Origin of the sequence: Nordella sp. HKS 07 (assembly GCF_011046735.1) — a bacterium.
GTDB lineage: Bacteria > Pseudomonadota > Alphaproteobacteria > Rhizobiales > Aestuariivirgaceae > Taklimakanibacter.
Genome location: NZ_CP049258.1, coordinates 2965302 through 2987294, shown reverse-complemented (window position 1 = coordinate 2987294; position 21993 = coordinate 2965302). Strand labels below are relative to the sequence as shown.

The 21993-nt window shown below is 64.1% G+C and carries 18 protein-coding genes; 12 read left to right on the top strand and 6 right to left on the bottom strand.

Annotated features, from left to right (window positions below):
• Nucleotides 1-134 precede the first annotated feature (134 nt).
• A complete protein-coding gene (locus tag G5V57_RS14080; protein WP_165168109.1) occupies nt 135-2411 on the top strand; it encodes an NADP-dependent malic enzyme in 2277 nt (758 codons plus the stop codon).
• Between the two features lie 58 nt (nt 2412-2469).
• On the opposite strand, the gene G5V57_RS14075 is transcribed toward G5V57_RS14080, so the two are convergent.
• The 3 genes from G5V57_RS14075 to G5V57_RS14065 all read right to left on the bottom strand — a co-directional run bounded on the left by G5V57_RS14075 (nt 2470) and on the right by G5V57_RS14065 (nt 6018).
• A complete protein-coding gene (locus G5V57_RS14075) occupies nt 2470-3288 on the bottom strand; it encodes a GNAT family N-acetyltransferase (RefSeq protein ID WP_305849389.1) in 819 nt (272 codons plus the stop codon).
• A gap of 190 nt (nt 3289-3478) precedes the next feature.
• A complete protein-coding gene (locus G5V57_RS14070; RefSeq protein WP_165168107.1) occupies nt 3479-5341 on the bottom strand; it encodes an ATP-binding protein in 1863 nt (620 codons plus the stop codon).
• 227 nt (nt 5342-5568) lie between these two features.
• Nucleotides 5569-6018 carry an Lrp/AsnC family transcriptional regulator gene (locus G5V57_RS14065; RefSeq protein WP_246737692.1) on the bottom strand — a complete coding sequence of 150 codons (450 nt, stop codon included), beginning with the start codon at nt 6016-6018 and terminating at the stop codon, nt 5569-5571.
• Between the two features lie 102 nt (nt 6019-6120).
• Between G5V57_RS14065 and G5V57_RS14060 the strand changes: the two genes are divergently transcribed.
• From G5V57_RS14060 to G5V57_RS14040, 5 genes are all read left to right on the top strand, one after another.
• On the top strand, nt 6121-6990 hold the full coding sequence (locus tag G5V57_RS14060; protein WP_165168105.1) for a DMT family transporter: 870 nt from the start codon (nt 6121-6123) through the stop codon (nt 6988-6990).
• A gap of 182 nt (nt 6991-7172) precedes the next feature.
• Nucleotides 7173-7850, top strand: a complete 678-nt coding sequence (locus tag G5V57_RS14055; RefSeq protein WP_165168104.1) for a hypothetical protein — start codon at nt 7173-7175, stop codon at nt 7848-7850.
• Nucleotides 7847-9781: a hypothetical protein gene (locus tag G5V57_RS14050; RefSeq protein ID WP_165168103.1), complete on the top strand. Its 1935-nt coding sequence runs from the start codon at nt 7847-7849 to the stop codon at nt 9779-9781. The genes G5V57_RS14055 and G5V57_RS14050 overlap by 4 nt, the downstream gene beginning before the upstream one ends.
• Before the next feature lie 2 nt (nt 9782-9783).
• Nucleotides 9784-10032, top strand: coding sequence for a hypothetical protein (locus tag G5V57_RS14045; RefSeq protein WP_165168102.1), 249 nt, complete (start codon nt 9784-9786; stop codon nt 10030-10032).
• A 12-nt stretch (nt 10033-10044) separates the two neighbouring features.
• On the top strand, nt 10045-11724 hold the full coding sequence (locus tag G5V57_RS14040) for a hypothetical protein (protein WP_165168101.1): 1680 nt from the start codon (nt 10045-10047) through the stop codon (nt 11722-11724).
• A gap of 448 nt (nt 11725-12172) precedes the next feature.
• Here the strand turns inward: G5V57_RS14040 and G5V57_RS14035 are convergent, their stop codons facing one another.
• From G5V57_RS14035 to G5V57_RS14025, 3 genes are all read right to left on the bottom strand, one after another.
• Complete coding sequence (locus G5V57_RS14035) at nt 12173-12709, bottom strand: hypothetical protein (RefSeq protein ID WP_165168100.1); 537 nt, start codon at nt 12707-12709, stop codon at nt 12173-12175.
• A gap of 280 nt (nt 12710-12989) precedes the next feature.
• Nucleotides 12990-14522: a YifB family Mg chelatase-like AAA ATPase gene (locus G5V57_RS14030; protein WP_165168099.1), complete on the bottom strand. Its 1533-nt coding sequence runs from the start codon at nt 14520-14522 to the stop codon at nt 12990-12992.
• 208 nt (nt 14523-14730) lie between these two features.
• Complete coding sequence (locus G5V57_RS14025; RefSeq protein ID WP_165168098.1) at nt 14731-14970, bottom strand: hypothetical protein; 240 nt, start codon at nt 14968-14970, stop codon at nt 14731-14733.
• Nucleotides 14971-15265: 295 nt separating this feature from the next.
• On the opposite strand from G5V57_RS14025, the gene G5V57_RS14020 reads away from it, so the two are divergent.
• The 6 genes from G5V57_RS14020 to G5V57_RS13995 all read left to right on the top strand — a co-directional run bounded on the left by G5V57_RS14020 (nt 15266) and on the right by G5V57_RS13995 (nt 21987).
• The gene (locus tag G5V57_RS14020) at nt 15266-15943 is read left to right on the top strand and encodes a winged helix-turn-helix domain-containing protein (RefSeq protein WP_165168097.1); all 678 of its coding nucleotides are present in this window, start codon (nt 15266-15268) and stop codon (nt 15941-15943) included.
• Complete coding sequence (locus G5V57_RS14015) at nt 15930-17303, top strand: sensor histidine kinase KdpD (RefSeq protein ID WP_165168096.1); 1374 nt, start codon at nt 15930-15932, stop codon at nt 17301-17303. The genes G5V57_RS14020 and G5V57_RS14015 overlap by 14 nt, the downstream gene beginning before the upstream one ends.
• Nucleotides 17304-17405: 102 nt before the next feature.
• Nucleotides 17406-18008, top strand: a complete 603-nt coding sequence (locus G5V57_RS14010; RefSeq protein WP_165168095.1) for a hypothetical protein — start codon at nt 17406-17408, stop codon at nt 18006-18008.
• A 1-nt stretch (nt 18009) separates the two neighbouring features.
• Nucleotides 18010-18672 (top strand): ABC transporter ATP-binding protein, encoded by a 663-nt coding sequence (locus tag G5V57_RS14005; RefSeq protein WP_165168094.1) that lies wholly within the window; start codon nt 18010-18012, stop codon nt 18670-18672.
• On the top strand, nt 18665-19336 hold the full coding sequence (locus G5V57_RS14000; RefSeq protein WP_165168093.1) for an ABC transporter ATP-binding protein: 672 nt from the start codon (nt 18665-18667) through the stop codon (nt 19334-19336). The genes G5V57_RS14005 and G5V57_RS14000 overlap by 8 nt, the downstream gene beginning before the upstream one ends.
• Entirely contained in the window at nt 19333-21987 is a 2655-nt protein-coding gene (locus tag G5V57_RS13995; protein WP_165168092.1) for an ABC transporter permease, read from the top strand. Before G5V57_RS14000 ends, G5V57_RS13995 begins: the two co-directional genes overlap by 4 nt.
• Nucleotides 21988-21993: the final 6 nt, after the last annotated feature.

Genomic DNA, 21993 nt, shown 5'->3' with positions numbered 1-21993 from the left:
ACACGCGCCCAACATAAAAATCGATCACGTCTATCGCTACAGGGTCGATCTGTGGCGAGCGTGAGTGAGTCTAGCTGAGCCTTTGGTCCCGTGGATTATTCCAAGTCCGAGGGAAAAGGCTCCATGGGGAAAAAATGAGCACTGAAAAACGGTCGGCCCGGCCGAGCTTTACCGAACAGGAGGCGCTGCGCTTCCACCAGCGCGGCAAACCGGGCAAGCTGGAAATCAATCCGACCAAGCCGATGGCGACACAGCGCGATCTGTCGCTGGCCTACAGTCCGGGCGTCGCCGTGCCCGTCCGCAAGATCGCCGAAGATCCCGACACGGCCTATGACTACACCGCCAAAGGCAATTTCGTCGCCGTCATCACCAACGGCACCGCCATATTGGGCCTGGGCGATCTCGGCGCCCTCGCCGCGAAGCCGGTGATGGAAGGCAAGGCGGTGCTGTTCAAGCGCTTCGCCGATGTCGATTCGATCGATCTTGAGGTCGACACCAAGGACGTCGACGAGTTCATCGGCGCGGTGCGCTATCTCGGCCCGACTTTCGGCGGCATCAATCTCGAGGATATCAAGGCCCCCGAGTGCTTCATCATCGAGCAGCGCCTGCGCGAGCTCATGGACATCCCCGTCTTCCATGACGACCAGCATGGCACGGCGATCATCTCGGCTGCGGCCCTCATCAACGCGCTCGCCATCACCAAACGCGATATCAAGAATTTCAAGCTCGTCTGCAATGGCGCGGGGGCGGCGGCCATCGCCTGCATCGAGCTCATCAAGTCCATGGGCGTGCCGCCGCAGAATGTCATTCTCGCGGATTCGAAAGGGGTGGTCTACAAGGGCCGCACCGAAGGCATGAACCAGTGGAAATCAGCGCATGCGATCGAGACCAAGGCACGCACGCTGGCCGAGGCGATGGAAGGGGCGGATGTATTCTTCGGCCTTTCCGCGGCGGGCGCCCTGACGCCGCAAATGGTCAAGAGCATGGCGAAGAACCCGATCATCTTCGCCATGGCCAATCCCGATCCCGAGATCACGCCCGAGGAAGTTGCGAAGGTCAGAAGCGACGCCATCATGGCGACGGGACGCTCCGATTATCCCAACCAAGTCAACAATGTCCTGGGGTTCCCCTATATCTTCCGCGGCGCCCTCGACGTTCGCGCCCGTACCATCAACGATCAGATGAAGATCGCCGCCGCCGAAGCGCTTGCGGCGCTGGCGCGCGAGCAGGTGCCGGACGAGGTGTCCACCGCCTATCACGGCTCGCGTCTGCAATTCGGCCCCGGCTATCTCATCCCGGTGCCCTTCGATCCGCGCCTCATCTCGCGCATACCGGTCGCCGTCGCCCGCGCCGCGATGGAATCGGGCGTGGCGCGCAAAGCTATCGCCGATCTCGACGAATATGCCCACGAGCTCTCGGCCCGCCTCAATCCGATCGCCGGCACGCTGCAGAATATTTTCGAAAGCGTGCGCTCCAATCCGAAACGCGTCGTCTTCGCCGAAGGCGAGGAAGACCGGATGATCCGCGCCGCCAACAGCTTCGCCAGCTCCGGCCTCGGCAAGGCAATCCTGATCGGGCGCGAGGCGCAGATCGAGGCGGCGCTGAAAGCCAATGCCGTCGAGCTGCATGAGAATGTCGAGATCACCAATGCCAGGCTCTCGGCGCGCAATGTCGATTATGCGAACTATCTCTATGAGCGTCTGCAACGCAACGGATTCCTCTTCCGCGACTGCCAGCGCCTCGTCAACAACGACCGCAACGTCTTCGCCGCCTGCATGCTGGCGCTCAACGATGCCGATGCGGTGGTGACGGGCCTGACGCGCAATTTCTCCGTCGCCATCGACAATGTCAGGCGCGCCATCGACAACCGGCCGGGCCACAGGCCGATCGGGGTCTCCATGGCGCTGGTGCGCGGGCGCACCGTGTTTATCGCCGACACTTCGATCCACGAGCTGCCTTCGGCCGAGGAGCTCGCCGACATCGCGCAGGAAGCCGCCGGCGTCGCGCGCCGCTTCGGCTACGAGCCCAAGGTCGCCTTCCTCTCCTATTCGACCTTCGGCTATCCGAAGGGCGAGCGCTCGGAATATGTGCGCAAGGCGGTGACCATCCTCGACAAGCGCAATGTCGATTTCGAGTATGACGGCGAGATGGGCGCCGATGTCGCGCTGTCGCGCGAGGCGATGGCGCTCTATCCATTCTGCCGCCTCACCGGCCCCGCCAATGTGCTCGTCATGCCGGCGGCCCATTCGGCCTCGATCTCGACCAAGATGCTGCAGCAGCTGGGCGGAGTCACTGTGGTCGGGCCGCTATTGACCGGCCTCGACAAGCCTGTGCAGATCGCCTCCATGTCGGCGACGGCGACCGAGATCGTCAACCTGGCGGCGATCGCGGCCTACGACATCAATCGGTAGCGCATCGCACAGCAATTCCGCCGGACGGTGGCACGGCCGCCGTCCGGGCCACGGGTTATCACGATTGCGCGAGGGGATCCTCGTCCGGCTGACCGAAATAGGAGAAATAGCGCGGATTGATCGCCGAGACCGGCAGGATGATCAGCACATCGATGGTGTTGAACTGATGATCGATCACCGCGCCGTCGCCGATATAGCAGCCGAGCCGCAAATAGCCCTTGATGAGCGGCGGCAGGATGCGCAGGGCCCGCTTAGCATCGACCCCGGAGGGCGGCAGAAGATTCATCTCGACCTTGCGCGACGGCAGCGCGCTCACCTGCCATTCGGGCGGCGCGGCGCAATTCTGCGCCATGAAACTCAGCCCCAAGGCGTGGTGGTCGGGATCGGTGCCTTCGAGGCTGGCGCAGCCCAGCATGACGTCGAGGTCATACAGGCGCACATAATTCCAGATGCCCTGCCAGAGTAGTTCGACCACCGGCTTAGTGCGATAGGGCTTCAATACGCAGGAGCGGCCGAGCTCGAGGAATTTTAGCCCGCTATGGCGCTCAATCAGCGGCCTGATATCGAATTCGTCCTGGGTGTAGAAGCCGCCTGAGCGCTCGGCGACCGACTGGCGCAGGAGTCGGTAGGTGCCAACGAGCTCGCCGTCGCCAACCTGGATTTCGTCGGGGCCGGAAGCGGCGCCATTGCGCACGACCAGCAAATGATCGCAGATCGCGTCATAGCGGTCGGCGTCGCGCCGCGCGGCTTTGGCCGCGTCGTCCGGCCTGGCCTCGAGTTCCTCATAGAACACGCGGTAGCGCAGATGCTGGGCCGCATCGATATCAGCCGCACCGTCGGCGAGCCTGACGGTGAGATCGGCCTTCGTGCCGAGCACCGAGCCCGGAACTATCCCTTCTCGCCCTGCCGCCCCGCCGCGGGGGCGAGGTGCTAGAGAATGTACGGCCATCAAGCCCTGCCTCCGCAAACCGGCTTGCTGCCGGCCCGCGCACAGTGCCACAGACCGGCACACAAGGAAAGTTCGCCCATCTGCGCGTGAAGCGATCGTGATCCAAGTTTCCCGTCCGTCAAGCGGCGGGACGGCGCGCGGTCAGCGCGGCGATTGCCTCATCGAGATCCTGACGGTCGAAAGGCTTGGCCATGTGGCCGTTCATGCCGGCCGCCAGACAGGCCGCCTGATCGGCGGAGCTCGCATTGGCGGTCAAAGCGAGGATGGGAATATCGCGAAAGAGCTTGCCGCTCCTGATCCGGCGCGCGGTTTCGAGACCGTCGAGTTCCGGCATCTGGACATCCATGATGATGAGATCGGGCCGGCCGCCCTTCTCGATATAATCGAGCACCGCTTGACCATTGGTCACATGATGGACCGAGTGATCGGATTTCTCGAGCAAGGTTCGGGTGAGCAGTGCATTGACCGGATTGTCCTCGGCCAGGAGGACGTTGAGATGCGCAGTCTTCTTCCTGGCCGCGGTCATGCGGCGTAGATCGTTCACGGCGCTGGCGATGGTGTGATCGTCGCTCTGCAGAAGCTGGCGCTGCAAGGTGGCGCGCCGCAGCGGCTTGAGAAGATAGCCGGCGAAGGGGCTGCCAAGAAAATCACGCAACGCGCGGCGCTCCTCGGCCTGGAGCAGGGTGAAAACGGGCTTGCCGGCCGGCCGCTTGCCGTTCTGCGCCACGCGCCAGACCGCCAGCGTGGCGGCGAAGCTCGAATCACAGATGAGGCCATTGGCGGAGTGCGGCTGGCGCAGAGCCCGGCGCAGCTCCGCATCGTTCGCCACATGGCGCGTGTCGGCGCCCAGCCCTTTCAGCGTCGCCTCAAGGCTCGCGAGAGTGGGTCCCGCCGGCAGCGCCAGCTCGTAGACGCGCCCTTTCAGCGGCTCATTCGGATTCTCGTTGCGCACGCTGACACAAGGCAAGGTGACGCGGAAGAGCGATCCCTTGCCGCGCTCGCTTTCCACCATCACGCTGCCGCCCATGCTCTGGGCGAGATTGCGCGAGATCGACAGACCGAGGCCCGTGCCGCCATAGCGGCGCCTTGTGTCCTCGCCGGCTTGCGCGAACTCCTCGAAGATGCGCGCCTGCTCCTCGGCCGTCATGCCGATGCCGGTATCGGCGATTTCGGCGATGAAGTTGATCCGTTCGGAATCGCCTTCGCAGGCCGCCGTCGACAGCGTGATCGTCACGCCGCCGGTTTCCGTGAACTTGATGGCATTGCCGGCGAGATTGAGCAGGATCTGGCGCAGGCGCAGCTCGTCGACCAGGATGCGCGGCGGCAACCGGACGGTCCCCAGGCAGGTTATCTCGATGCCCTTGGCATGCGCGCGCGGCGCCAGCAGCTCTGTCACGCTTTCCGCCAGGATCAGGGGATCGATCCAGTCCGGCGTCAGCGCGACGCGGCCCGATTCGATCTTCGAGATATCGAGTATCTCATCGATGATCGACAGGAGGGAGCGCGCCGAGGCATCGACGGCGTCGGCGTAGTTGCGCTGTTCGGGGTTCAGATCGGTGTCGAGCAGAAGTCCGTTCATGCCGATGATGCCGTTCATCGGCGTGCGAATCTCATGGCTGGTGGCGGCAAGAAAGCGGCTTTTCGCCTGGCTCGCCGCCTCGGCTTCAGCGCGCGCCTGCTGCAAGGTGTTGAGCACGGTCTCGATGCTCTTGCGGCGCGTGTCGGAGGTGCGCCTGCCGAAATAGACGACGAGCACGACCACGAATGTAAGAAAGAGACCGAAGGGCAGCCATGCCCGGGCGAGTCCCTCGGCGCCGAACACGGCAACGATGCACAAGACCAGCCCCGCCGCGAAAAGCAGCGTTCCGCCGGCGAATTGCCGCGGACCGAAGTGAATGCCGGGCTTGGCCAAGGCGACGATCGCCGCGCGGAGCGCGGCGGCGCGATCGGCCAAACCAACCTGTTTCCGGGTAGACTCCATATGGGCCTGCCACTTGTTCTTTTGACGCCTGTTGTCCGCCAAACTCGCATGGGCGTCTTAGGAAAATCCTACCGCGTAAAATGAGCGTCAATAAAGGGTAAATTCGCGGCCAGATCACGATGAGTTTGGGTTGAATCAATCCAAACTCATAAACGTGATCGATTCATATATTTTAGCGCGGGATTCTTGCGAAAAACCGGTGCCCACTTTTTCGCATCCCGCGCTTTTCAGGTGAATTTAGGCGCCCTGGGAGAGAGCGGCGACGACTGGATGATTGCGGTGTTGGTCTGAGCATAGGGCAGCAGACGGTCGATGACGCGCTCCAGTTCCTCGATGCGGGCGACGAACACCTTGGCGATGAAACAGTCATCGCCGGTGATGCGGTCGCATTCGACAATCTCGGGGATGTCGGCAAGGAGTGCGGCGACGCGCGGCAGTTCGCCCATGGCGGGACGGATGCGGATATAGGCCCCTATGGCGAGGCCGAGCGCCGCCGGGTCGAGCTTCACGGTATAGCCGGAGATCACGCCCAGATCCTCGAGCCTGCGCGTCCGCTCGGCGGCACTTTGCGCCGACATGCCGAGAAGCCGGCCGAGATCGGCAAGGGAAATGCGGGCATTGTCGGCCAAGGCGGTCAGGATCATCCGATCGGCAGCGTCGAGAGCCACGCCTGGCATTCCCCGATTTTTCTTCATCTCAACCTCCGGAATCCTGGAATTCTAGCATAAATCTTGCCGATTATCAGTCAAATCCGGTCATTTTTCCTTCATTCTAAAGACATGAAACAGCTCGCCGAGAAGCTGCCCCCGCATGCCTATTTTCTGACCAGCGCCCTCTTCCATTATCTGGGGCCGTCCTTCGCGGTGCTGCTTTTCGCTCACCTCTCGCCTTTGGGCGTCGCCTGGCTCCGGATCGCGTCCGCCGCCCTGCTCTTCGCCCTCTGGCGCAATCCGGCCCGGACGCTCGCCCGGGCGACGCCTCCGGCGCGCCGCCTCATCCTGCTGCTCGGCCTCGTCCTGGCGGCGATGAATATCTGCTTCTATCTGGCGATCGCGCGGCTGCCGCTCGCCAGCGTCGCCGCGATCGAATTCGCCGCCACCATCGCGGTGGCGCTCTTCGGCCTCCGGACCTTGCGTAATTTTACCGCGCTCGCGCTGGCGGTGGCGGGCGTATTCCTGCTCATCGGCTTCGAATACGCAGGCGATCCGTTGGGACTCGGCTTCGCCTTCGCCAATGCCATTCTCTTCGCGCTCTATATCGTCGTCGGTCATAGGCTGGCGGCGCAAGGCGGCGCTTCCGGCATTACGCGCCTGGGCGCCGCGATGGCGGTCGCCTTCATTGTTGTCTCTCCCATTGGCCTCGGCAACGTCGCGACGCTCCTCAGCCATCCGCTCCTGATCCTTGCCGGAATCGGCGTCGGCCTTTCCTCCTCCGTCATTCCCTATGTCTGCGATCAGATGGCGATGGCGCGGCTGCCGCGTGCGAGCTTCGCGCTGATGCTGAGCCTGCTGCCCGCCATCGCCGCCGTGACGGGGGCGATCGTGCTGCGCCAGATTCCGGGGCCTGTCGATCTTGCCGGCATTCTTCTGGTGGTCCTGGGGGTCGGCCTGCATCGGCCGGTGACTGTGGAGCAACAGCCCGCCGCCTGACGCGAGAGCTTTCTGTTTGGCCTTTGCGTAGCGACAATGTTACCGTCCCCCGCCAATCGAGACGCAACACGGGTTGAGGTTTCATGAGCAGGGGACTCCTTTCTCGGCGTGGTTTCATAACTGCATTGCCACTCGCCTTGGCTGCAACGGCGGCAGGCCTTCGTTCTGCAGCGGGGCAAGAGGTGGAGGCGCCCACGGACGATCTCCTGAGCCCGGTCACGGTGCGTTATGGCGAGCTTTCCTCCTATAGCGACGCCGGCACGGTCGAGGTCAGATATCAGTGGCCCGGCACGCCGATACTCGAGGAGCGCCACAGCTTTCAGACCCTTTTCCGGGCGCCGCGCAATTTCTTCTTCCGCTTCGACGAGGATCCCGCCGCCGGCAGCGATGCCATGGTCATCTGGTGCGATGGCGGACCGTTCCAGAGCTGGTGGAAAGCGACCGGCGTCCACAGCGTTCATGACGGCGGCAAGGGCGCCGTTGCCTTTCTGAACGCGCAATCGCCCACCAAGGACGCGGCCAATCTCGTCGCCCCGCATTTCTTTCCGCAGGCCAAGCTCCCGGGTCCCTCCTATGCGCTGATCGAGCCGCGTGCGGATGGCGATGAGACGCTGGACGGCAGACGCTGCCGCAAACTTGCCGCCGATCAGCGCGTGACCGGCGTCGTGACGGTGGAGAAGCGGCCGACCATTTTGTGGATCGACGAGGCAAGCGGTCTCATCCGCAAGGTCCTCGTCGATACGGAGCCTGGAAGTGCCGACGGTTTGATCGACCAGCGCATCTTCCTGATCGAACCCGTCGCCAATCCTGAGCTGACCGACGACCGTTTCACCTTCACCCCGCCGGCGGGAACGCCATGAAGCCTTTCGCCGCGCTCGCTCTTCTGCTCGCGCTCGCGGGTCCGGCCGCCGCCCAGGATGCGGGTGGCAGCCAAGAGGTCCGGATCTATCTCGACATCGCCATCGCCGATGTGCCGGACGGCGCCGTCACCATGCCGGGGGAGAAAACCGTCACCGTGCCCGGCAAGGCTGTGAGGATCAGCGGCATCACCTCGCGCGATCTCGCCGGCAAGGCGCTCGAGATAACCGTGACGCCGCCGCAGGAGGCGGAAGCACCGGAGCCCGAGCCCGAGCCCGAAAGCAGCTGTCCGGAGGACAAGGACAAATCGACGGCCAAGGTGATCGGCCTGTTCAAGCCGGAAAAGCCCAGTGTCTTGAGCGCAGCCGTCAGCCAAAGCGGCAGATTCGAGGTCACCTTCACGCCCAAGGCGACGGGAACGCATGAGGTCGCGGCGAGCGATCCCGACAAGGCCTATCAGGGCAACGCCGAATTCGAGGTCAGCGAGCTCGAGCTCGAAGAGGAATGCGAAGAGGTTCCGCAAGATGAGATCGAGGAAGAGACCGCCGGGCTCTCGGAAGTGATCTGCGAGGCGGTCGACACGCTCGCGGCGCGCATCGTCGAGTTGCCGCCTTCGCCCGCCAAGGATGAGTTGGGCAAGAAGCTGAAGGAGCTTTCGGCCGAGCTCAAGGAAGCGCAGCCTTGCGGCGAAGCTGCCATCTGGGCGAATGGCACTTATCACCTGAAGAAGTTGCAGAAGGATGTGCCTGGAGTAAGGCCAGCCGTGGCGCCGGCGGTCAGGCAGATCAAGGAGTGGCTCCGGGGCGCCAGGCAGGCACGCGCCGAAGCGCCCAAGGCCTTGGCGAAGATCACCCAGGGCAATGTCGTCTGCGACCAGCTCGATGTCATCGTCAACGGGCTCAAATTCGTCGATTTCTATCTGGGCCTCATCATCGAGCCCGCCAAGTTCCTGGGCGACTGGGCGAAGGAGAACATCCCGACCAAGCTCGTTGGGATGATTCCCGCCGTCAGCCAGACTCCGGCCGTCAAGGATGCGGTGGAGCTCGGCTGGAAGGGCGTCACCAGCTATCAGCCGAAGCTCGAAAAGGGCAAGATCAAGATCAGCACGCAAGGCTTCGACCGCGCGCTGGCGGCGGGCAAGATGGTGAATGGCGTCGCGGCTTACGCGGCGAGTCGCATCTTCGAGGCGCTGTGCCAGACCTTTCAGGGTCCGGTCGCGGGCACGATGGCGGCGGAATTCATGCGCGAAGGCACTCAGCAGATCTGGTGGCAATATTCGATCGGCATCACCGGTCAGCTCATTCTGCGTTACCCCAAGAACGCCAAGGGCAATGTCATCGCGCTGACCGGCGAGTTCATCGGCAATGCGCAGAGCATCAAGTCCTGGGACAATGCGGTGCCGGTTCTGTTTCCGGGCCTCGCTCAAGGGACCGTGTTCCGCACCATGCGCATCGAGCCGATCGTGATGGATACGATCCCCTATGTCTATCAGAAGAATCTCGGCGCCAGCCAAAGCCAGACCGCGCCCGACTTCAACCCGCTCAAGTCGATGATCGACCAGGGCGGCGTCATCACCCAATATGTGATGACGCCAGCCTTCTACCGGGTGCCGGTCAAGGCCGAATTGCGCGAGAAGACCTTGCGCCTCGAGTTGCAGAAGGCGGCGACTGATTTCGACGATCTGCGCGTCAAGGTGATCCAGATCGTGCTGCCGGTGTTGAGCCTGTGGCCGGAAGTCATCGACTACGCGCTGCCCTATAAGGGCGCGCATTTCATCATGACGCGCGCCATGAATGACAGGCCGGTCGAGTTCCAGGTGGAACGCGTGGGCGAGACGATGAAGATCACCAAGGTCTTCACGCGCGAGCGCAAGACGTCGGAGACGAAAGGCATCTACAAGCTCAATGTCACCGCCTGCAATCCGGGATGCTGATCATGCGGGCTCTGCTGGCTGTCCTCCTTCTCCTGACGAGCTGCGCCACGCTTCGCGCTCAGACGGCCGCGCCTGCCGTGCTCATCTTCGATTCCTCCGGCAGCATGGCGGCGAAGGAGCCGGACGGGACGGTCAAGCTCGATGCGGCGCGAAAAGTCATCGCCGATACGCTCAAGTCCTGGCCGGTCGGCGGCGAACTCGCGCTCATCGCCTATGGCCACCGGCGCAAATCGGATTGCGCCGATATCTAGACGCTCATCGACATGGCCCCGATCGCGGCCGACAAGGTGGCCGCCAAATTGAAAGGCCTCAGAGCGCGCGGCAAGACGCCGATCTCGCAATCGCTGCGCCAGGCAGCTTCCCTTTTGCCGGCCGATGGCGGCGGCACCATCATTCTCGTCAGCGACGGAATCGAGACCTGCAGCGCTGATCCTTGCGCCGTGGCGCGCGATCTCAAACGGGCCAATCCGGCGCTCACCATCCATGTGGTGGGTTTCGGTTTGGCCAAAGGCGAGGCGGCGCAACTTTCCTGCATCGCCGAGAATGCGCAAGGCAGGTTCTTCGACGCCGGCACCGCGAGACAGCTGGCGGATAATTTATCCACCATCACCGAGACGATCGCCACCACGCCGCCGCCGCAACCCGCACCGGAGCAACAGCCGGTGCCGCAGCCCGAGCCGCCGCGCATCCAGCGCATCGGCCTCGCCGCCGTGATCGAAGGCTCAGGCCCGATCGTCGACGCGCCGGTGCGCTGGACGGTCCGCAATGAGAAACAGGATACCGTCTATGCGGGCGAGAGCCGCGGCCTGTCGCTCGACCTCGTCCCCGGCACCTACAAGGCCACCGCCGAGGCCGCCAATGCACAAGGCGATGCGAGCTTCACCGTCACGGACGCGGAGGGGCAGGCTTTCGAGATCAAAGTGGGAGCCGGCCGCCTCGACCTGACTTTGGCGGCGAGCAAATCAGCGGCGCCGTTCAGCGATCTCGAAGCGGCCGGCGTGAAGTGGACGCTCGAGCCCCTCGACGGCCAGGGCAAGGCCGACATTCCCTCGCTCGCCCGCCCGTCGCTCCTCTTGGCGCCCGGCCGATACAAGATCGGTGCCCGGCTCAAAGGGCTCGCCGGCACGGCGCTCGCCACCGTAACGCCGGGGGCGCCGCAAGCCGTGACGCTCGATTTCAAGCTCGGCACGGTCGTGCTGGAAGCGGTGCTCGATGGCGATGTGCAGCAGCCGATCGATGACGCGACCTTGCTCGCCTGGCGTGTCGGCGACGGCGACAAGGCGCAAAGCATAGAGGGACAGACGCGGCCGCGTCTCGTCCTGCAGGAGGGCACATATCCCGTTTTCCTGTCTATCGCCGGGAGCGAGGTGAAAGGAAGCGCCGACGTGCGCGCAGATGAGGAGCGCGTCGCCCGTATCGTAGTCAAAGGCGGCGAGCTGATGCTGTCGGCGCGGCTCGGGCCGCAAGCTCAGCCGCTCGAGGATTGGCGCGATGCTTTCTGGACACTTCAGCCCATCGGCACCGTCGGTGAGACGAAGGCCCTCGAGATCCAGGAAGCGGCCCCTACCGTGCCCTTGCCGCCGGGGCGCTGGCGCCTCATCCTCAAGAGCGGGACGGTGACGGTGGAGCAGGATATCCAGGTGTCGCCCGGCAGCAAGATGCCCCTCGCCATCGATCTCGGCGGTGCACGCCTCACGGCACGCGCCATACCGGCGAGCGGCGAGCCCGCGGCCAATATCGTCTATTCGGTCTTCGCGCTCGATGCGGCGGGCCTGCCCGCCGCGTCGCCTGTTTACGAAGTCGGATCATCGGGCGACGCGGCGTCGATCCTCAGCGCCGGCAGATGGCGGGTGATCGCGCTCGATTCGGAGGGGCGTCAGGCGCAAACCAACATCGAGCTCGGCATCGGCGAAGAGCGCACCGTGGAGATGACGCTCAACTAAGATTGGTGGAATCGGACTTCGCCTTTATGCAGGAAACAGCTCTTGTCGAAGAGCGCCAGAGGTCTTGCCGTGACCGGGTCGCGCGCCGACCAGCACAAATCGCCAGACTTCAGGCGCGCGAGCAGATCGGCAGGCGACACACGCGCCGGGCCTTTGGCCGCCAGCAGGCTCCAGCTTGTGAAGCCCTCGCCCGCGGCGACATGATCGAGCGCCGCATGGAGGGCGGTGCTCTTGTCCCGCGACAGACGCCTGGCCTTGCGCTTCAGATGATAGATTGGAGGGGGGAGGCATGGGCCGTGCCGGAATCAGATCACAGCGGGACTCTGGGTGTGCCCCCGGAAATGATGTAGTCGCCATCGCGGCAACAATTAGTGTAACCCGATCACCGCCGCGAGGTTTCACGGTTCAATCGTGGAACCCTCTGCATCCTGCATGATCCTCATCGTTCCTAGGTTGGACGTGTAGTCGTTGTGCTGTCGGTCGCGACCACGACTCTCGCATCGTAGCTGAAAAGCGCCATTACTTTGTTCCAGAATTCGCCGCCAAGCATGATAAGGCTCACGATGATCCCCACGTCACCGACGATACTCCACAAGAGCTCGTTGGATTTCCAGTCCACGAAAATGCCGGGAAAATACGGAAACAATAACTGGAACATGATCGATAGTGCGAACAAGGCAATCCCAAAGCGATAGCGGGTTCGGCTTACTCGATCTTGCCAAATGCGTCCGAAGAATCTGGCCACATATTGCTTGACCAGATTAAAACCCGATTTGCCCATCACGGCTACCGCGGCGATTTTCGAGAGAAACGGCGTGATCGCAAGAAGTCCCGAAAGCGATGTCTTGACGCCCAGGTGCAAATTGGAATTGGTCACAAGTGGTATCAGCGCCAGTGCAACGTAGCCACCAACTATCAGGGCTACGCCAATGCCGAAACGCCAGCCCAGTTGTGTCGTACTTGCTTCTAATGTCACGTTGTTCACGAAGCTCATCCAGCTTCTTGATCGCGAATGGCAGTGCGCCAGAATCAAACTGATGATGCTGATTGGCCCGCACGCATAATGCACGTCCACGTTACTTATGCTTACCACCCGGAATGTACCGATACAAGCACACCTATGTGTCTGCGCCTGTGCTAGGTTATCCCACTAGAGTTTTCGTGATATTGCCCGCCTTTCAGCTAATGCAGTTGTTGCAGGCGGCTCTTCTTGCTTACTGAATCAGCTGGTGCCAGCAGCCCAAGCAACAATGATGCGACCACCCTTACGCCGCCTGGCGGAAGGCGGCGAGCTTCTGGCGGTAGCTGAGCGCCTCGACGATGTGAATGCGGCCGACGCGGTCCTGGCGATCGAGATCGGCGAGCGTGCGGGCGACACGGAGCACACGGTGATAGCCGCGCGCTGACAACATCATCTGATCGGAAGCCTCCTGCAGGATGCGCAGGCCCGCCTGGTCGGGTGTGGCGATCTCATCGAGCACCTGGCCGTCGGCCTCGGCATTGGTGGCGAGATGGCGCAAGCCCAATTTTGCGAAGCGGGCGCGTTGACGGTCACGCGCCTCGGCGACGCGGGCCGCCACCTCGGCGCTGCCTTCGGACGGCGATGGACGCGCCAGATCGGCAGCGCGCACCGCGCCGAGTTCGATCTGGATGTCGAGACGGTCGATGAGCGGCCCCGACAGGCGCGCCTGATAATCGCTCGCGCAGCGTTGCCCCTTTGCGCAAACATGGCCGGGCTCGCCCGCCATGCCGCATCTGCACGGATTCATCGCGGCGACCAGTTGGAAACGCGCCGGATAGGTCACGTGATAGTTGGCCCGCGCGACCTGCGTCTCGCCGGTTTCAAGCGGCTGGCGCAAGGCCTCGAGCACGCGCGGTTGAAATTCCGGCAATTCGTCGAGGAACAGCACGCCGTGGTGGCTGAGCGAAATCTCGCCCGGCTTGGCGCGCAAGCCCCCGCCGACAAGCGCCGGCATGCTGGCCGAATGATGGGGCGAGCGGAAGGGCCGCTTGCGGGTGACCTTGCCGTCCGGCAATTCACCGGCCAGAGATGCGATCATGCTCGTTTCCAGCATCTCGCGCGCGTCCATCGGCGGCAGGATCGAGGGCAGGCGCTGCGCCAGCATGGACTTGCCGGCGCCGGGCGGCCCGACCATCAGCAGATGGTGCGATCCAGCTGCCGCGACCTCGAGCGCGCGCTTGCCGGCTTCCTGGCCCTTGATGTCTCTCAGATCGGGCAAGCGGCTTTGCGCCTCGGCAATCCCCGGCTTGGGGCGCGACAGGACCTGGGCGCCTTTCACATGGTTGAGGATCTGGATGATCGTCTGTGGACTGAGGATATCGACTTCCTCCCCCGCCCAGGCTGCCTCGGGGCCGCAGGCTCGCGGGCAAATCAGACCCAGCCCTCGCGCATTGGCGGCGATCGCGGCGGGCAGTGCCCCGGTCACGGCGCCGAGCGCCCCGTCGAGGCCCATCTCGCCGATCACCATATAGCGGTTGAGGAAATCCTGCGGCAGCACGCCCAGAGCGGCGAGCACCGCGAGAGCGATCGGCAGGTCATAATGGCTGCCTTCCTTGGGCAGATCGGCGGGTGAGAGATTGACGGCGAGCCGCTTGCCCGGCAGCGCCAGGCCCACGGCGAAGAGCGCCGCCCTCACCCTTTCGCGGCTTTCCACCACCGCCTTGTCGGCAAGGCCCACGATGTTGAATTGAACCTGGCCCGCCAGGAACTGGGCCTGGACATCGACCGGCACCGCCTCGATGCCCTGAAAGGCGACCGTCGTTGCACGCGCCGTCATGAACGCCCCCTCTCAAGCTTTCAGAGGATAACCTGCCACAACGGAAAGATCAAGAACATTTAAAGAACGAACTGCTTGTCGCGCATTTTGTTGGCTTAATGCACCAATAAAGCCGCCTGTTTTGGATATAGGCGCCGAATAGTGGAGACGACGATAATCCGGACCCTCTTATTTCGAACCAAATTTGATCTCGTCAAATCGAACCTCGCTAAGGGAGGTTTGGCGCGGGAAATACAGCAGCCGCGATCCGGCACGCCATGGCGGCCGGATTTTGCACATCCGTGACGATCATGTCGCTGAAGTCGCGGCTGGCATAGCCTTCCTCATATATCTCGCGGATGCGCACGCGCTCTTCGTCATCGAGCGCGCGCGAACCGCGGTCCTCCAGAACCACCTCCAGGGTCACCACGACAAGTTTCGCGCCACGTTTCGCGCTCGCTTCCTGCAACCTCGAGAAATCCTCGTGCCGCAGCGGATAGGCGATGGCGAGAATTTCGCGGCCGTTCTCTTCGATGAGCCGCGCCAGCCTGGGGCAGGAAAGGTCTGTCCCAGTTACCGGGCAAGGGCTTCCAGATCAAGTTCCGAGTGGCGGCCGTCGTCCATATGAGCCTGAGGAAAAGCGACGAAGACGGCGCGGCCGCGGCATTCACCGCCGACCAGCCCGCCATTCCCGGCCTACTATTTTCGCTCTTGCGGTGGTAATTTCACCCGCGCATGCGAGGTGATCGAGAGCGAATACGGCCATGCGGCTGCTAATCGTCGAGGACGACCAAAAGACCGCCACCTATATCGTCCGTGGGCTGACCGAGGCCGGGCATGTCTGCGACTGCCTGGCCGATGGTCGTGACGGGCTGTTTGCCGCGACGCAGAACGGTTACGACGTGATCGTGGCCGACCGCATGATCCCGGGGTTGGACGGCCTGTCGATGGTCAAGGCAGCACGCGCGGCGGGCGTCAAGGCGCCGGTCCTGTTCCTCACCTCGGTCGGCGGCATCGACGACCGGGTCGAAGGGCTGGAAGCGGGCGGCGACGACTATCTGGTCAAGCCTTTCGCCTTCTCGGAGCTGCTCGCCCGCGTCAATGCGCTCGGCCGCCGACCGCCCCCGCTGAAACAGAAATCCATGCTGCGCGTCGCCGATCTCGAAATGGACCTGATCAAGCGCCGGGTGACGCGGCAGGGCCATGCGATCGAGCTTCAGCCGCGTGAATTCAGGCTGCTCGAGGTCCTAATGCAAGGCGAGGGGCGGATCATCACCCGGACCATGCTGCTGGAGCGGGTCTGGGATCTTAATTTCGATCCCAAGACCAGTGTCGTCGAGACCCATATCAGCCGGTTGCGGGCGAAGATCGACAAGCCTTTCGCAACATCGCTCCTCCATACCGTACGCAATGTAGGCTACAGCTTGCATGCGCCGTCTTGACCTGTGGCGCAGCACGCCGTTCCGGCTGGCCCTGAGCTTCGCATTCCTCGTCGTCCTTGTCTTTCTCCTGTCCGGCCTGATCGTTTATCAGCTGATGCGCGCCGATCTGTCAGCTCGCCTCGATGCGGCGGCGCACGAAGCCTTTTCGGTGATTTCCGCCACCTATGCCGGCGGCGACCTCGAAGATCTCGTCGCCGCGGTCGACAGCCACAGCCGGCTGGTGCCCGGGAAGGAGCAGCTTTTCTCCTTGACCGGTGCCAAGGGTGAGCATCTGGCGGGAAATCTGACGGTAAGCGATGTGCCGGCGGGGTTTTCCATCATCGATGACCGGACGACCGGCGTGCCGGAAGGAAGCAGCTACCGGGCCTATTCCGGCAAGGTGGGGGACAACAGCCTGACCGTGGCGCTCGGCGTCTCGCGGACCGAAGCGCTGGAAGGCATCATGCTGAAGGGCTTTGGCTGGGCGACGGTGATCATCAGCTGCCTCGCCGTGGCGGCGGGCGCGCTCCTCGCTTTGCGCCTGCAGCGCCGGCTGGATGCGATCGCCCACACCATGGGCGAGGTCTCGCAAGGCCGGCTCGCCGCGCGCATTCCCCTGATCGGCAATGGCGACGACATCGACGGCGTGTCGGCGCAGGTCAATGCCGCGCTCGATCGCCTGTCGGCGCTGGTGGACGGCATGCGGCAGGTCTCGAGCGACATCGCGCATGATCTGAAGACTCCGCTGAACCGCCTGCAGATGACCCTCGAGGCGGCTGACGAAAAAGCGGCCGCGGGTAAGGATGTTTCGGGAGAGATCGTCGAGGCCCTGGCGGAAAGCGGACAGATCAACGAGACCTTCGAAGCCTTGCTGCGCATCGCCCAGATCGAGGCGGGAGCGCGCAAGGCGCGTTTCGCCGACCTTAGTCTGGACAGCGTGATGGACACCATCGCCGAGATCTATGCCGACGTCGCTGAAGACAACGGAATGACGCTTTCGGTGCGCAAGACGCTGCAAGGTCCGGGCGGGCTGGTTCATGGCGACTCCGAGCTTCTGACCCAGCTTTTCGCCAATCTGGTCGAGAATTCCCTTCGCCATTGCCCGCGCGGCACTCAAATCGAGCTGGCGGTGAGGCGGGACGGCGACCTGGTAGTCGCGACCGTCGCCGATAACGGGCCGGGCATTCCCAAGGACGAGCACGACAAGGTGTTTCAGAGACTTTATCGGCTCGACAAGAGCCGCAGCACGTCCGGCAGCGGCCTCGGCCTCAGCCTCGTGCGCGCCATCGCCGATCTGCATAGCGCGGTGATCAGGCTCGAGGATCGCGCACCGGGGCTCGCCGTCAACGTGGATTTCCCGGCCGCGGACGGCGGCAGATAGCTCATCGGGCGCTTACCGATCCGTATTATTCCAGCGAACCGCCCGCAAACTGGCGCTCCTACCCTCGGCACATCTCTTCTCTTCGCACGGAGGATCGCAGCGATGGAAATCATCTCCGCCAAGGCGTCCCGGGTGGCCCTTGCGACCGCCCTCTTCTCGCTGGCCTGCCTTGGCACCGTTCTCTCCCTTGCCGGCACGTCGCCGGCCTTTTCCGCCGAGAAAGCGGTTCCGGCGGAAAAGAACCCTCCCGGAGACATTCCGGATAGCCAGGTCTTCATCGACTACGCGTCGCCACAGGGCTTCACCATGAAGGTCCCGGAAGGCTGGGCGCGGTCCGACCGCGCCGACGGCGCGAGCTTCGTCGACAAGCTGGACGGTGTCATCCTCCAGGTCGCGAAGACCGATGCGGCGCCGACCGTCGCGAGCGTCAAGACGAACGAGGTGCCGAGCCTCAAGAGTGCCGAGCGGGCGGTGACGGTGGCGTCCGTCAGCCTGGTGAAACTGCCCGCCGGACCGGCGATCCGCATCGTCTATACATCGAACTCGGAACCGAACGCGGTGACCAGCAAACAGGTCCGGCTGGAAAACGAGCGCTACCTGTATTTCAAGGACGGCAGGCTGGTCACCCTCGAACTTTACGCGCCGAAGGGGGCCGACAATGTCGACCAGTGGCAATTGATGTCCAGGTCGTTCCGCTGGAACTGACATGGCCACCCTCGTCGCGCATGAGCTCTACCGATTCTTCCATGTCGGCGAGGACGAGATATTCGCTCTGCGCGGGGTGAGTCTGCGCCTCAGGCCGGGCGAATTCGTCGCCTTGATGGGACCTTCGGGCAGCGGCAAATCCACGCTGCTGTCATGCCTGACGGGATTGGACGAACCGGATGGCGGCCACGTCCTGGTGGACGGCCTGCGCGTGACCCGGCGGCCGGAGGCAGAGAGGGCGCGTATTCGCGCCACCAGCTTCGGCATCCTGCTTCAATCCGGCAACCTGTTCCCCCATCTCAGCGTGGAGCAGAATATCCGCTTCCAGATGCGGCTCGCCGGCAAGGCGGACGACGCGCGCGTCGGCCAGCTTGTCGACATGGTCGGCTTGCGACATCGCGCGCATGCTTTCGCCACGCAGCTTTCCGGCGGCGAAACAGCGCGCGCCGGTCTTGCCGTGGCTCTCGCCGCCAACCCTCCGATCCTCGTCGCCGACGAGCCCACCGCCGAGGTCGACGCAGATACAGAGGGGCGGTTGATCGATCATTTCGAATCGCGGCGCCGCGCCGGTCTCACCACGTTGCTCGCAACCCACAGCCGCGCTTTGGCGCGCAAGGCCGACAGGATCATCCAGCTCTCCGACGGGAGGGTGGTGGATGACTGATATGCTGGCGGTCTGCCGGAAGGTCGGCCGGGAATTCTCAAGCGGCAGAGAGCATGTCTCCGTGCTGCGCGGCGTCGACTGCGAGATCCGCAAGGGCGATCGCATCGCTTTGGCCGGCCCCTCGGGCTCCGGCAAGACGACCTTGCTGCATATTCTTGGCGGGCTGGACCGCCCGACGAGCGGCGCGATCGAATGGCCCGCTCTAGGCCCCGTCGAGCAGCTTCGCCCGCGCCGGATCGGCGTCATGTTCCAGTCACCCAGCCTGTTTCCGGCCTTGACGGCGGTCCAGAATGTCGATTTGCCCGCGATCCTCGCCGGCGTGGGCCAACCGCCAGGCTACGGCCACGGGTTGCTGTCCTGCTTCGGCCTTGGCGAGCTTGCCGACAAGCTGCCCGAGGAATTGTCGGGCGGCCAGGCACAGAGGGTCGCGATGGTGCGCGCCTTGTCCCTGCGGCCTGATCTCGTCCTGGCCGACGAACCGACCGGGCAGCTGGATGGCGTCACGGCACAGCTTTTCATCGATGCGGTGCTGGAGGAACTCGAAGCGACGGCAGCGGCTCTGGTCGTCGCCACCCATGACGAAGCGATTGCCGGCCGCATGGCGACGCGCTGGACGCTGGATCATGGCCAGCTGACCTGCGGTGAAATGAAGGTCCCGGTATGATTGTCATTCTGTGGCTGCGCGGCGTCCTTGCGCACCGGTTCGCCCGCGTCGCCGGTTCCGCGGCTGGCATCGCGCTCACCGTGGCGCTGCTGGCCATGCTCGCGCTGTTTCTGATCGATGCGGGAGCTTCCATGACCTCTCGTGCGGTATCGGCCGTCCCGATCGACTGGCAGGTTCAACTCGTGCCGGGTGCCGATCAAGAGGCGATACGAATGACCCTGGATCAGACAATGCTTGTCCAGGCCGTGCATCGGGTCCGCTATGCGGATGTCGCCGGATTCGAAGCCAGCACGGGCGGCACGGTCCAGACGACCGGACCGGGACAGGTGATCGCTCCGGACGACTTGTATCAGCGTGACTTTCCTCTGGAAGTCCGATGGCTGTCGGGCAGCCGCGACGGCGTCCTCATTGCACAGCAGACCGCGGCCAACCTGCATGCCGGGCCGGGAGACATCGTCACGATCAAGCGGATCGGATTACCGTCCGTGACAGTGAATGTCACCGGCGTGGTCGATCTTCCCGATGCGGATTCGCTGTTCCAGTCCGTCGGCCTGCCGCCGCAGGCCGCGCCGCAGGCGCCGCCGGACAATGTGATCGTTCTGCCTCAGGCGGCATGGGAGCAAACATTCGCTCCCCAGGCGAAAACCCGCCCCGACACCGTCCGCCTGCAGCTGCATATCCGGCTCGCCCGCGATGCTTTGCCGGCGGACCCGGTATCGGCGCTCACCTTCGTTACAGGCGCGGCACGAAATCTGGAGGCAAAGGTTGCCGGACAGGCGCTGGTCGCGGACAATCTCGGCTCAAGACTCGACGCGGTGCGCGAGGACGCGCGATACGCTTCCGTCCTGTTCCTGTTCCTTGGTGTGCCAGGCGTCGCGCTGGCCCTCGTTCTCACCGTCGCGATCACATCCTCGGGCGCCGCGCGCCGCCGCCTCGAGCAGGCGCTGCTGCGGGTTCGCGGCGCCACATCCGCGACGGTCCTCGCCCTGTCAGCCGCCGAGGCCGCAGTCGTCACGATCACCGGAACGATGCTCGGAATGGCCGCCGCATGGGGGCTTTGGTCCCTGCTGGCAGGGGCGGCAATTATTCCCGGGGTGACCATCCCCATCCTGAGCCTCGTGGCCCTCACCGGGCTCGCCGCCGGGTTTATCGCCTATCTCTATCCGGCCTGGCGCGACATGCGCCGCGGCACGGTCAGCGCGGCGCGGCGCACAGTCGAGCTGGCAGGGCCGCCGCCGTGGCAGCGCCTGTGGCTCGACATGCTGCTGCTGGCGGCGGCAGGCTTGTTCTTCTGGCAATCGGCAAGTACCGGATACCAGATCGTCCTGGCGCCGGAAGGCGTTGCGGCCACGGCCGTCGACTACAAGGCGTTCATCGCGCCGGCTCTGTTCTGGCTCGGCCTCGCCTTGCTGGCGCTCAGACTGTCGAACCGGGTGATCGCGGACAATGGCCCGCTGCTTAGAACTCTCATCAGGCCGGCCTGCGGTGCCCTCGCCCCGATCGTTGCCGCAGCCCTTTCCAGACAGGCCCGTCGGCTCACCGCCGGCATCGCGATGACCGCGCTCGCGATCTCGTTTGCGGTTTCAACCGCGATCTTCAACGCCACCTACAATGCCCAGTCGCACGTCGACGCCGAACTCACCAATGGCGCCGACGTCACCGTGTCCGGTACTTCCAGCACTCCCGCCGGCGCGCATCTGGCCGCACTTGCCGCCTTGCCGGACGCGGCCGCGGCGGAACCCATGCAGCATCGCTTTGCCTATGTCGGAGCCGACCTCCAGGATCTCTATGGCATCGACCCTCGGCGCATCGAGCGTGCGACGAGCCTCTCGGACGCCTATTTCAGCGGTGGCGACGCCGCCGCCACGCTCGCCGCACTGGCCGCAACGCCGGACGGCGTGCTGGTCTCGGAAGAGACGGTGCAGGATTTTCAGCTCGAGGAAGGCGATACGATCAACCTGCGCCTGATGAATGCCGGCGACCGGAAATATCACCCGGTGCCGTTCAAGTTCATCGGCGTCGCCCGCGAGTTTCCGACCGCGCCGAAAGACTCCTTCCTCGTCGCCAATGCCCGTTACATCACAGAAACGACCGGCTCGCCTTCCGCCGAATATGTGCTGCTGCGCGCCAAGGGCGACCCGGCGCGGCTCGCCGCGCAGGCAGCCTCCGCCGTCGCCCATGACCCGGCGCTGAAAGTAACGGATATCAGCGAGGCGGCCCACCTGATCGGCTCGAGCCTGACGGCCGTCAGCCTGGCAGGCCTCACGACGATAGAGCTGGTGTTCGCCGTGATCATGGCCGCTGCCGCGGGCGGCCTGATGCTGGCGCTCGGCCTCATCGAACGGCGCAGGAATTTCGCCATACTGAGCGCCATCGGCGCCACCCGCCCGCAATTGTCGGCCTTCCTGTGGAGCGAAGGTGTTCTCGTTATCGTCGGAGGCGTCCTGTTCGGCACGCTGTCAGGCGCTGCGACCGCCTGGATGCTGGTGAAGCTCTTGACCGGCGTGTTCGATCCGCCGCCCGAAAGCCTGTCGATACCGTGGGCCTATCTCGGCATCGTCCTGCTTCTGATGGTCGCCGCGGTCGGCGCGGCGGTGTTCGCCGCGAGACCATCGCCGGGGCATGACGCGGAATATCTGAGGGATTTCTAGACTAGC